12 protein-coding genes are annotated in these 10,974 nt (G+C 68.0%); 11 read left to right on the forward strand and 1 reads right to left on the reverse strand.

Features of this window, described 5'->3' with window-relative positions:
• From steA to xerD, 5 genes are all read left to right on the forward strand, one after another.
• Positions 1-535: putative cytokinetic ring protein SteA (gene steA / locus Q0W90_RS19870; RefSeq protein WP_297776106.1), on the forward strand; the 535-nt coding region annotated here is incomplete at its 5' end.
• Complete coding sequence (locus Q0W90_RS19875; RefSeq protein ID WP_297776109.1) at positions 536-1,480, forward strand: copper transporter; 945 nt, start codon at positions 536-538, stop codon at positions 1,478-1,480.
• Between the two features lie 124 nt (positions 1,481-1,604).
• A complete protein-coding gene (locus Q0W90_RS19880) occupies positions 1,605-3,356 on the forward strand; it encodes a CTP synthase (RefSeq protein ID WP_297701228.1) in 1,752 nt (583 codons plus the stop codon).
• On the forward strand, positions 3,349-3,972 hold the full coding sequence (locus tag Q0W90_RS19885; protein WP_297776112.1) for an NUDIX hydrolase: 624 nt from the start codon (positions 3,349-3,351) through the stop codon (positions 3,970-3,972). The genes Q0W90_RS19880 and Q0W90_RS19885 overlap by 8 nt, the downstream gene beginning before the upstream one ends.
• Complete coding sequence (gene xerD / locus Q0W90_RS19890; RefSeq protein WP_297701224.1) at positions 3,969-4,913, forward strand: site-specific tyrosine recombinase XerD; 945 nt, start codon at positions 3,969-3,971, stop codon at positions 4,911-4,913. Before Q0W90_RS19885 ends, xerD begins: the two co-directional genes overlap by 4 nt.
• A gap of 67 nt (positions 4,914-4,980) precedes the next feature.
• Here the strand turns inward: xerD and Q0W90_RS19895 are convergent, their stop codons facing one another.
• Positions 4,981-5,733 (reverse strand): O-methyltransferase, encoded by a 753-nt coding sequence (locus Q0W90_RS19895; protein ID WP_297776115.1) that lies wholly within the window; start codon positions 5,731-5,733, stop codon positions 4,981-4,983.
• A 236-nt stretch (positions 5,734-5,969) separates the two neighbouring features.
• On the opposite strand from Q0W90_RS19895, the gene Q0W90_RS19900 reads away from it, so the two are divergent.
• The 6 genes from Q0W90_RS19900 to der form a co-directional block, all read left to right on the forward strand.
• Entirely contained in the window at positions 5,970-6,833 is an 864-nt protein-coding gene (locus tag Q0W90_RS19900; protein WP_297776118.1) for a ParA family protein, read from the forward strand.
• On the forward strand, positions 6,830-7,648 hold the full coding sequence (locus Q0W90_RS19905; RefSeq protein ID WP_297700947.1) for a segregation/condensation protein A: 819 nt from the start codon (positions 6,830-6,832) through the stop codon (positions 7,646-7,648). Before Q0W90_RS19900 ends, Q0W90_RS19905 begins: the two co-directional genes overlap by 4 nt.
• A complete protein-coding gene (gene scpB / locus Q0W90_RS19910; protein ID WP_297600774.1) occupies positions 7,645-8,361 on the forward strand; it encodes an SMC-Scp complex subunit ScpB in 717 nt (238 codons plus the stop codon). Before Q0W90_RS19905 ends, scpB begins: the two co-directional genes overlap by 4 nt.
• A complete protein-coding gene (locus tag Q0W90_RS19915) occupies positions 8,361-9,104 on the forward strand; it encodes a pseudouridine synthase (protein WP_297600771.1) in 744 nt (247 codons plus the stop codon). The genes scpB and Q0W90_RS19915 overlap by 1 nt, the downstream gene beginning before the upstream one ends.
• Positions 9,101-9,790 (forward strand): (d)CMP kinase, encoded by a 690-nt coding sequence (cmk, locus tag Q0W90_RS19920; RefSeq protein WP_297700943.1) that lies wholly within the window; start codon positions 9,101-9,103, stop codon positions 9,788-9,790. The genes Q0W90_RS19915 and cmk overlap by 4 nt, the downstream gene beginning before the upstream one ends.
• On the forward strand, positions 9,787-10,974 hold a 1,188-nt coding region (gene der / locus Q0W90_RS19925), incomplete at its 3' end, for a ribosome biogenesis GTPase Der (protein ID WP_297776124.1). The genes cmk and der, both read left to right, overlap by 4 nt.

The following is a 10,974-nucleotide window of genomic DNA, read 5'->3' on the forward strand; positions in this document are numbered from 1 at the left end:
GGACGTGTTGCGCAAGGCGGGCTATCGCCCGCAGGTGATCGTCGGCGACCCCGACCACATCAGCACCGACGCGCTCAAGTGCGGCGCCCAGGTCGTGTTGCCCGCCGACGCCGACGGCCACGCGCCCGGGCTGGAGCGCATTCAGGATCTCGGTGTCGGGGCGATGACGTTCCCCGCCGCGGGTTCGGCGATCGACCTGGCCCTGCTGCTGGCCGATCACCATGGTGCCGCGCTGCTGGTGACGGCCGGCCACACCGCCAACATCGAGACCTTCTTCGACCGCACCCGCGCCCACAGCAACCCGTCCACCTTCCTGACCCGGCTGCGGGTCGGGGAAAAGGTGGTGGACGCCAAGGCCGTGGCCACCCTGTACCGCAACCACATCTCCGCGGGTGCCATCGCGCTGCTGGCGCTGACGATGCTGATCGCGGTGATCGTCGCCCTGTGGGTGTCGCGCACCGACGGTGTGGTGCTGCATTGGGTCACCGACTACTGGAACCACTTCTGCGTGATGGTGCAGAAGTGGATCAGCTAGATGATCTCGCTACGCCAACATGCCTTGTCGCTGGCCGCGGTGTTCCTCGCGCTGGCCGTGGGCGTCGTGCTGGGCTCCGGCTTCTTGTCGGACACCTTGTTGTCCAGCTTGCGTGACGAGAAGAAGGACCTGAACACACAGATCAGCGGGCTCAACGACCAGAAGAATGTGCTGAACGAAAAGCTTAGCGCGGCAAACAATTTCGATACCCAACTGGTCGGCCGGATAGTGCACGACGCGCTGGCCGGCAAGTCGGTGGTGGTGTTCCGCACCCCGGATGCCAAAGACGACGACGTGGCCGCGGTGTCGAAGTTCATCGGTCAGGCCGGCGGGGCGGTGACCGGGACGGTGTCGCTGACGCAGGAGTTCGTCGAGGCCAACTCGGCGGAGAAGCTGCAGACGGTGGTGAACTCGTCGGTGCTGCCCGCCGGCCAGCAGCTGAGCACCAAGCTCGTCGACCAGGGTTCGCAGGCGGGTGACCTGATGGGCATCGCGCTGCTGGCCAACCCGAACCCCGGCGTCCCGCAGGTCGATGAGACTGCGCGCAACACCGTGCTGGCCGCGCTGCGCGACACGGGCTTCATCACCTATCCGGCGACCGATCACATGGGCGCGGCGAACGCCGCGCTGGTCGTCACCGGCGGCGCGCTGCCCCCAGACGCTGGGAACCAGGGGTCCAGCGTCGCCCGGTTCGCGGCCGCGCTGGCACCGCACGGCTCGGGCACGCTGCTCGCCGGGCGTGACGGGTCGGCGCCCGGCGGCGCCGCCGTCGCCGTGACCCGCGCCGACGCCGGTTTGAACGCCGCGATCAGCACCGTCGACGACGTGGACGCCGCGCCGGGACGCATCACCGCGGTCCTGGGTCTGCACGACCTGATGAACGGTGGTCACGCGGGCCAGTACGGCACCGGTCACGGGGCGACATCGATCACGGTCCCCCAGTAGCGGGCGTGTTAGCCGCGACACAGCGCGGCTGATGTTAGGGTGGATTTCCGTGGGTCGGCAGGCCCATCTAGTTATTTCGCTAGAACAATTTTCAAGCCCTGCCCGTCTTCACGGAGGTCGCCTGTTGCGAAAGCACCCGCAAACCGCCACCAAGCACCTCTTCGTCAGCGGGGGAGTCGCTTCCTCGTTGGGCAAGGGCTTGACCGCCAGCAGCCTCGGCCAGCTCCTGACGGCCCGCGGGTTGTACGTGACGATGCAGAAACTCGATCCGTACCTCAACGTCGACCCGGGCACGATGAACCCGTTCCAGCACGGCGAGGTCTTCGTCACCGAGGACGGCGCCGAGACCGACCTCGACGTCGGCCACTACGAGCGGTTCCTGGATCGCGATCTGTCCGGCTCGGCGAATGTCACTACGGGGCAGGTGTATTCGACCGTCATCGCCAAGGAACGCCGCGGCGAATACCTCGGCGACACCGTCCAGGTGATCCCGCACATCACCGACGAGATCAAAGGGCGCATCATGGCGATGGCCCAGCCCGACGCCCAGGGCAATCGGCCCGACGTCGTGATCACCGAAATCGGCGGCACCGTCGGCGACATCGAGTCGCAGCCCTTCCTGGAGGCGGCCCGCCAGGTGCGTCACGACCTGGGCCGCGAGAACGTCTTCTTCCTGCACGTCTCGCTGGTGCCCTACTTGGCGCCGTCGGGCGAACTCAAGACCAAACCCACCCAGCATTCGGTGGCCGCGCTGCGCAGCATCGGTATCACCCCGGACGCGCTGATCCTGCGCTGCGATCGCATCGTCCCCGAGGCGCTGAAGAACAAGATCGCGCTGATGTGCGACGTCGACATCGATGGCGTCATCTCCACCCCGGACGCCCCGTCGATCTATGACATCCCGAAGGTGCTGCACCGCGAAGAGCTCGACGCGTATGTGGTGCGCCGTCTCAACCTGCCGTTCCGTGACGTCGACTGGACGGAATGGGACGACCTGCTGCGCCGGGTGCACGAGCCCCACGAAGCGGTGCGAATAGCCTTGGTGGGCAAGTACGTTGAGCTCTCCGACGCTTATCTTTCGGTCACCGAGGCGCTGCGCGCCGGCGGGTTCAAGCACCACGCCAAGGTTGAGCTGGTCTGGGTGGCGTCCGATGACTGCGAGAGCGCGGCCGGCGCCTCGGCGGCGCTGGGCGACGTGCACGGCGTGCTGATCCCCGGCGGGTTCGGGATCCGTGGCATCGAGGGCAAGCTCGGCGCCATCCACTACGCCCGCACGCGGGGGGTGCCGGTGCTGGGCCTGTGCCTCGGCCTGCAATGCATCGTGATCGAGGCCGCCCGCTCGGCCGGGTTGACCGAGGCCAATTCGGCCGAATTCGACCCGGACACACCGGATCCCGTCATCTCCACGATGGCCGATCAGGTTGACATCGTCGCCGGCGAGGCCGACCTCGGCGGCACCATGCGGCTGGGCGCCTACCCCGCGGTGCTGGAATCGGATTCGATTGTGGCCCAGGCGTATGGCAGCACGGAGGTGTCCGAACGGCACCGGCACCGCTACGAGGTCAACAACGCATACCGCGACAAGATCGCGGAAAGTGGCCTCAGGTTTTCCGGCACCTCTCCCGACGGCCACCTGGTCGAGTTCGTCGAGTACCCGCCGGACGTGCACCCATTCCTCGTCGGCACCCAGGCTCATCCGGAGCTGAAGAGCCGGCCCACCCGGCCGCACCCGCTGTTCGTCGCGTTCGTCGGGGCGGCCATCGAGTACAAAGCGGGCGAACGGTTGCCGGTCGAAATCCCCGAGCAGTCGTCCAACGGCATCCAGCATCGGGACAGCGCCGCGCGGCCCATACCTGAGCCCGCGTCCCGTGGCTGAACACGTCTTCTCCACGACGTCCTCCGAAACGCTGTACACCGGAAAGATTTTCGCGCTGCGCAGCGACCGGGTGCGGATGCCGGGCGACACCACCGCCGTGCGCGAGGTTGTCGAACACTACGGGGCGGTCGCCATCGCGGCGCTGGACGACGACAACAACATCGCGATGGTCTACCAATACCGGCACGCGTTCGGCCGGCGGCTGTGGGAGCTGCCGGCCGGGCTGCTCGACGTCGCGGGGGAGCCGCCGCAGCGGACGGCCGCCCGCGAACTCCAGGAAGAGGTCGGGCTGCGGGCGGGCACCTGGCGGGTGCTGGTCGACCTCGACTCCGCGCCGGGCTTCAGCGACGAATCGGTGCGAATTTATCTGGCCACCGGGCTCAGTGAGGTGGGCAGGCCGGAGGCGCATCACGAGGAAGCCGACATGACGATGAGCTGGTTTCCCATCGCGGAGGCCGCCCGTCGGGTGTTTCGCGGCGAGGTCGTGAATTCCATTGCCATCGCCGGGATTCTGGCGGCTCACGCCGTTACCGAGGGGTTCGCGCAGCCCCGGCCGGTGGACAGTCCGTGGATCGACAGGCCGACGGCATTCGCGGCGCGCAAGGCCGGGCCATGACAACGGCACTGACGCTGGACACGCAACTCCAGGGCTACCTCGACCACCTCACGATCGAGCGCGGCGTCGCGGCGAACACCCTGAGCTCGTACCGCCGCGACCTGCGCCGCTACACAAAACACCTGTCGGACCGCGGAATTCACGCTCTGGCCGAGGTGGGCGAGAACGACGTCAGCGAATTCCTGGTCGCGCTGCGCCGCGGCGACCCCGATACCGGCGCGGCGGCGCTGTCGGCGGTGTCGGCGGCGCGGGCCCTGATCGCGGTACGCGGCCTGCACCGGTTCGCCGCCGCCGAAGGGCTGGCCGAACTCGACGTGGCGCGCGCCGTCCGCCCGCCGACCCCGGGCCGTCGCCTGCCCAAGAGCCTGACCATCGACCAGGTCTTGGCGCTGCTGGAGGGCGCGGGGGGCGAGAGCCCGGCCGACGGTCCACTGACCCTGCGGAACCGGGCGCTGCTGGAACTCCTGTACTCCACCGGCGCGCGGATCTCCGAAGCCGTCGGCCTCGACGTCGACGACATCGACACGCAGGCCAGGTCGGTGTTGTTGCGCGGCAAGGGCGGTAAGCAGCGGTTGGTGCCGATCGGGCGTCCCGCCGTGGCCGCGTTGGACGCCTATCTGGTGCGCGGGCGTTCGGACCTGGCGCGCCGCGGGCGCGGGACGCCGGGCATCTTCCTCAATGTGCGCGGCGGGCGGTTGTCGCGGCAAAGCGCGTGGCAGGTCCTGCAGGACGCGGCCGAGCGGGCCGGGATCACCTCGGGTGTGTCGCCGCACATGCTGCGGCATTCGTTTGCCACCCACCTGCTCGAGGGCGGTGCCGACGTGCGCGTGGTGCAGGAGTTGCTCGGGCACGCCTCGGTGACGACGACGCAGATCTACACCATGGTCACCGTGCACGCGCTGCGCGAAGTGTGGGCCGAAGCCCATCCGCGAGCTCGCTGACGCGCCCTCCCGCCGAACGTCGAGTTGTTGCGCGAAAATGGCGAAATCGTCGACAACAAGTCGACGCTCAGCCCAGGTACTCGGACTCCAGCACCAGGTCGGACATCAGCGACTGGTACTCGAGGTGGGTCTTGTGCTCGATCGTGTTCCACACCGTGCCCTGCTGCCGGTGCATGTACTCGCGATACTTCGGCGCGCCCGGCACCCGCACGTTGTCGGCGACCACGATCGAGCCCGGATGTAGCCAGCCCCGATCCAGGATGCTCTTCAGGTCGTCCAGGTAGGCGTCCTTGTCGTGATCGAGGAACACGAAATCGAGTGTGCCGGCGGCAAACCCGTGCTGCTGGGCCAGCGCATCCAGGGTGCGGCCACCGTCGCCGATGGTGCCGACCACACACGTCACGCGGTCGGCCACGCCGGCATGCGCCCAGATCTGGCGGGCGTTGGCCGCGTTGGCCTCGGCGAGTTCGACCGAGAACACCTTCGCGCCGGGCGCGGCCCGGGCGATGCGCAACGCGCCGTAGCCGCAGTAGGTGCCCAATTCGAGCGCGAGCGCCGGATCGGCACGCCGCACCGCGGCGTCGAGCAGCAGCCCCTTCTCGTCGCCGACGTTGATCAACATGGACTTCTGGTAGGCGAATTTGTCGATGGTGGCCAGCACGTCATCGATGTCGCCGGCCCGGGCGTTCTGCAGTACGTACTCGACGGCGGCCGCTTCGCGCCCGTCACCGATTTGGCCAGTGGTGTTGATGTTGTTGACCCCGGCGGCCATCCGCCAGACCGACCAGCGCAGCAGGGGTATCCGTCGCTTGAGATCCATAGGGGCCACGATAGGCCGATCCGCGCCGGCGCTATCACCGGCGACAGCATTTTTCGGCAGGCACATCCACCCGCAAAACTGGTGCCGCTGTGACGGAAGTGAATAGGCTGTCGGGATGTGCGTTTCACCACCGATATTCGGTCATATTGGCTGGTTAATTGCCTGCGGGTCGCCGGGTTTCGGCGCGCGGACCCGTTAGACTTTCGGTCGATGTTCATCTCCCGAACACCCCCGCCATGACCGAGCAGCCGGACAGCGCCGTCGAGCTCGGCCTGACCGGGCGGCCGCCGCGGGCGATCCCGGAGCCGCAGCCGCGCACCTCGCACGGCCCGGCCAAAGTTGTCGCCATGTGCAACCAGAAGGGCGGCGTCGGGAAAACCACGTCCACCATCAACCTGGGTGCCGCGCTCGCCGAGTACGGCCGCCGGGTGCTGCTGGTGGACATGGATCCGCAGGGCGCACTGTCCGCGGGCCTGGGCGTCCCGCACTACGAGCTGGACAAGACCATCCACAACGTGCTGGTGGAGCCGCGGGTGTCGGTCGACGACGTGCTGCTGCAAACCCGGGTCAAGTACATGGATCTGGTGCCCAGCAACATCGACCTGTCGGCGGCCGAGATCCAATTGGTCAACGAGGTGGGGCGCGAGCAGACGCTGGGCCGGGCGCTGCACCCGGTGCTGGATCGCTACGACTACGTGCTGGTCGACTGCCAACCGTCGCTGGGACTGCTGACCGTCAACGGCCTGGCCTGTGCGGACGGGGTGGTGATTCCCACCGAGTGCGAATACTTCTCGCTGCGCGGCCTAGCGCTGCTCACCGACACCGTCGACAAGGTGCGCGACCGGCTCAACCCGAAGCTCGAAATCAGCGGGATCCTGCTGACCCGGTACGACCCCCGCACGGTCAACGCGCGCGAGGTGATGGCCCGGGTGGTGGAGCGGTTCGGCGACCTGGTGTTCGACACCGTCATCACTCGCACCGTCCGCTTCCCGGAGACCAGCGTGGCGGGCGAACCCATCACCACGTGGGCCCCGCGATCCACCGGGGCCATCGCCTATCGCGCGCTGGCCCGCGAGTTCATCGACCGATTCGGCGCGTGAACGCGACTGCAAACGGTGAGGCGCCCCAACAGAACGGCTTTCAGGTCCGCCTGACCAATTTCGAGGGCCCGTTCGATCTGCTGCTGCAGCTGATCTTCGCCCATCGCCTCGACGTGACCGAGGTGGCGCTGCACCAGGTCACCGACGACTTCATCGCCTACACCCGCGAAATCGGTCCCCAGCTGGAGCTGGAGGAGACCACCGCGTTCCTGGTGGTGGCCGCGACACTGCTCGACTTGAAGGCCGCCCGGCTGCTGCCGGCCGGACGGGTTGACGACGACGAAGACCTGGCGTTGCTGGAGGTGCGCGACCTGCTGTTCGCCCGGCTGCTGCAGTACCGCGCGTTCAAGCATGTCGCCGAGATGTTCGCCGAGCTGGAAGCCACCGCGCTGCGCAGCTATCCGCGCGCCGTGTCGCTGGAGGACCGGTTCACCGAGCTGCTGCCCGAGGTGATGATCGGCGTCGACGCCGACCGCTTCGCCCAGATCGCGGCGATCGCGTTCAGCCCGCGGCCCGTCCCGACGGTGTCCGTCGGGCACCTGCACGAAGTTCAGGTCTCGGTTCCCGAGCAGGCCAAGAAATTGCTGGCCATCCTCGAGGCTCGGGGTAGCGGCGCGTGGGCCACGTTCTCCGAGCTGGTCGCCGATTGTGAGGCGTCGATGGAGGTGGTTGGGCGCTTCCTGGCGCTGCTCGAACTGTATCGGTCCCGGGCGGTAGCATTCGACCAGTCAGAGCCGCTTGGCGTGCTCCAAATTTCGTGGACCGGCGAACGTCCGGTCAGTGAAGCCTTGGTAGAAGTGCGGGACGAATCATGAGTGAAGAGATGCCCGGAGTCGATCTCGGGGTCGACCTCGACTCCGAGATCGAAGGCATCCCGGACATCGCCGAGGCAACACCGATGGAATCGGAGGAACTCGGCTCCGCACTGGAGGCGCTGCTGCTGGTGGTGGACACCCCGGTCACCGCGGAGGCGCTGGCGTCCGCCACCCAGCAACCGGTGTATCGGATCGCCACCAAGCTGCAGGAGATGGCCGAGGAACTGACCGCACGCGACAGCGGTATCGACCTGCGAAAAAACAGTGAGGGCTGGCGGATGTACACCCGCTCCCGGTTCGCGCCCTATGTCGAGAAGCTGCTGCTGGACGGCGCGCGGTCCAAGCTCACCCGGGCCGCGCTGGAGACGCTGGCCGTCGTCGCCTACCGCCAGCCCGTGACGCGCGCGCGGGTGAGCGCGGTCCGCGGCGTCAATGTGGACGCCGTCATGCGCACCCTGCTGGCGCGCGGCCTGATCACCGAGGCCGGAGCCGACGACGACACCGGCGCCGTGATGTTCGCCACCACCGAGCTGTTCTTGGAGCGCCTGGGGTTGACGTCGCTGGCCGACCTCCCGGACATCGCGCCGCTGCTCCCCGACGTCGACACGATCGAGGACCTCAGCGAATCCTTGGACAGCGAGCCACGTTTCATCAAACTTTCCGGTGGCCAGGCGTCCGACCCGGCGCTGACGTTCGACGTGGACCAGGATTGATGGTCGAACCTGAGGGGATCCGGCTGCAAAAAGTGTTGTCCCAAGCCGGAATAGCGTCGCGGCGGGCCGCCGAGAAGTTGATCATCGAAGGCCGTGTCGAGGTCGACGGGCGGGTGGTGACCGAACTGGGCACCCGCGTCGACCCGGACACGTCGGTGATCCACGTCGACGGGGCCCGGATAGTCCTCGACGATTCCCAGGTGTATCTGGCGCTGAACAAGCCGCGAGGGGTGCACTCGACGATGTCGGACGACCGCGGCCGGCCGTGTATCGGTGATTTGATCGAACGACGAGTTCGCGGCACCAAGAACCTGTTTCACGTCGGGCGGTTGGACGCCGACACCGAAGGGCTGATCCTGCTGACCAACGACGGCGAACTCGCCCACCGGCTCATGCATCCCTCCCACGAGGTGCCCAAGACGTATCTGGCCACGGTGACCGGCTCGGTGCCGCGTGGCGTCGGGAAGACGCTGCGCGCGGGGATCGAGTTGGACGACGGGGTGGCGCGGGTCGACGAGTTCGCGGTGGTGGATGCCATCCCGGGTAAGACGCTCGTGCGGGTGACGTTGCACGAAGGGCGTAATCGCATCGTGCGCCGGCTGCTGGCGGCGGCGGGATTCCCGGTGGAATCGTTGGTGCGCACCGATGTTGGGCCGGTTTCGCTCGGCAAGCAGCGGCCGGGCAGCATCCGCGCGCTGGGCCGCGACGAGGTGGGGCAGCTGTACAAAGCGGTGGGCTTGTGAGCGAAACGAGAATCGTGGTGGCCATCGACGGCCCGGCGGGGACCGGAAAGTCCTCGGTGTCAAAGGGGTTGGCGAAGGCTCTGGGGGCGCGCTATCTGGACACCGGAGGAATGTATCGGATGGTGACGTTGGCGGTCTTGCGCGCCGATATCGACCCCGATGACGCGCAGGCCGTCGCCCGCACGGCGGAAGCCGTGCAGATGTCGGTCGACTACCATCCCGATGGGGACCGCTATTTCCTTGGCGGAGAGGATGTCTCAGCGGAGATCCGCGGCGACCAGGTCACCGCCGCCGTGTCGGCGGTGTCGTCGGTTCCCGCGGTGCGCACCCGGCTCGTCGGCTTGCAACGCGAAATGGCCGACGGCATGGGCAGTGTCGTCGTCGAGGGCCGAGACATCGGCACCGTCGTCCTGCCCGACGCGCCGGTGAAGATCTTCCTGACGGCGTCGGCCGAAACCCGGGCACGCCGGCGCAACGAACAGAACGTGGCGGCCGGGCTGCCCGACGATTACGACGCCGTGCTCGCCGACGTCCGCCGCCGCGACCATCTGGATTCCACCCGCGCGGTGTCGCCGCTGCGGGCGGCGCCTGACGCGGTTGTCGTCGACACCAGCGAGATGACCGAGGTGCAGGTGATTTCCCGCCTGCGGGACCTGGTCAAGCAGCGAAGCGGGGCGATGCGATGACTCAAGACGGCACGTGGAGTGACGAAAGCGACTGGGAGTCCGTCGAATTCGGCCTGGACGAACAGGAGGAGGCCGGTCCGGCGCCCGTGGTGGCGGTGGTCGGCCGGCCCAACGTCGGCAAGTCGACGCTGGTCAACCGGATTCTCGGCCGGCGGGAAGCGGTGGTGCAGGACGTCCCGGGCGTCACCCGAGACCGGGTGTCCTACGACGCGCTGTGGACCGGCCGCCGGTTCGTCGTGCAGGACACCGGGGGATGGGAGCCCGACGCCAAGGGGCTGCAGCAGCTGGTGGCGGAGCAGGCCTCGGTGGCCATGCGCACCGCCGATGCGGTGATCCTGGTGGTGGATGCCGTCGTCGGCGCCACTACTGCCGATGAAGCCGCGGCCCGGATTCTGCTGCGGTCGGGAAAGCCGGTGTTCTTGGCCGCCAACAAGGTTGACAGCGACAAGGCCGAAGCCGACGCGGCGATGCTGTGGTCGCTGGGGCTCGGGCAGCCGCACGCGATCAGCGCGATCCACGGCCGCGGGGTCGCCGATCTGCTCGACGAGGTGCTGGCCGCGCTGCCCGCGGTGTCCGAGGTGGCCGCCAAACCCGGTGGCCCTCGGCGCGTGGCGCTTGTCGGCAAACCCAACGTGGGCAAGAGCTCGCTGCTGAACAAGCTGGCCGGTGATCAGCGTTCGGTGGTGCACGATGTCGCGGGGACGACGGTGGACCCGGTGGACTCCCTCATCGAGCTGGGCGACAGGGTATGGCGGTTCGTCGACACCGCGGGTTTGCGGCGCAAGGTCGGTCAGGCCAGCGGCCATGAGTTCTACGCCTCGGTGCGCACCCACTCGGCGATCGACGCGGCCGAGGTGGTGGTCGTGCTGATCGATGCGTCGGATCCGCTGACCGAACAGGATCAGCGGGTGTTGTCGATGGTCATCGAAGCCGGCCGGGCGCTGGTGCTGGCCTTCAATAAGTGGGATCTGGTCGACGAAGACCGGCGCGAGCTGCTGGAGCGCGAGATCGACCGCGAACTGGTGCAGTTGCGGTGGGCGCCGCGCGTCAACATCTCCGCCAAGACCGGCCGCGCGGTGCAAAAGCTGGTGCCCGCGATGGAGGCCTCGCTGGCGTCGTGGGACGCGAGGATCGCCACCGGCCCGCTGAATTCCTGGCTGAAAGAGGTGGTGGCGGCCACCCCA

The sequence above is a fragment of the Mycobacterium sp. genome, assembly GCF_025933915.1.
Taxonomy (GTDB): domain Bacteria; phylum Actinomycetota; class Actinomycetes; order Mycobacteriales; family Mycobacteriaceae; genus Mycobacterium.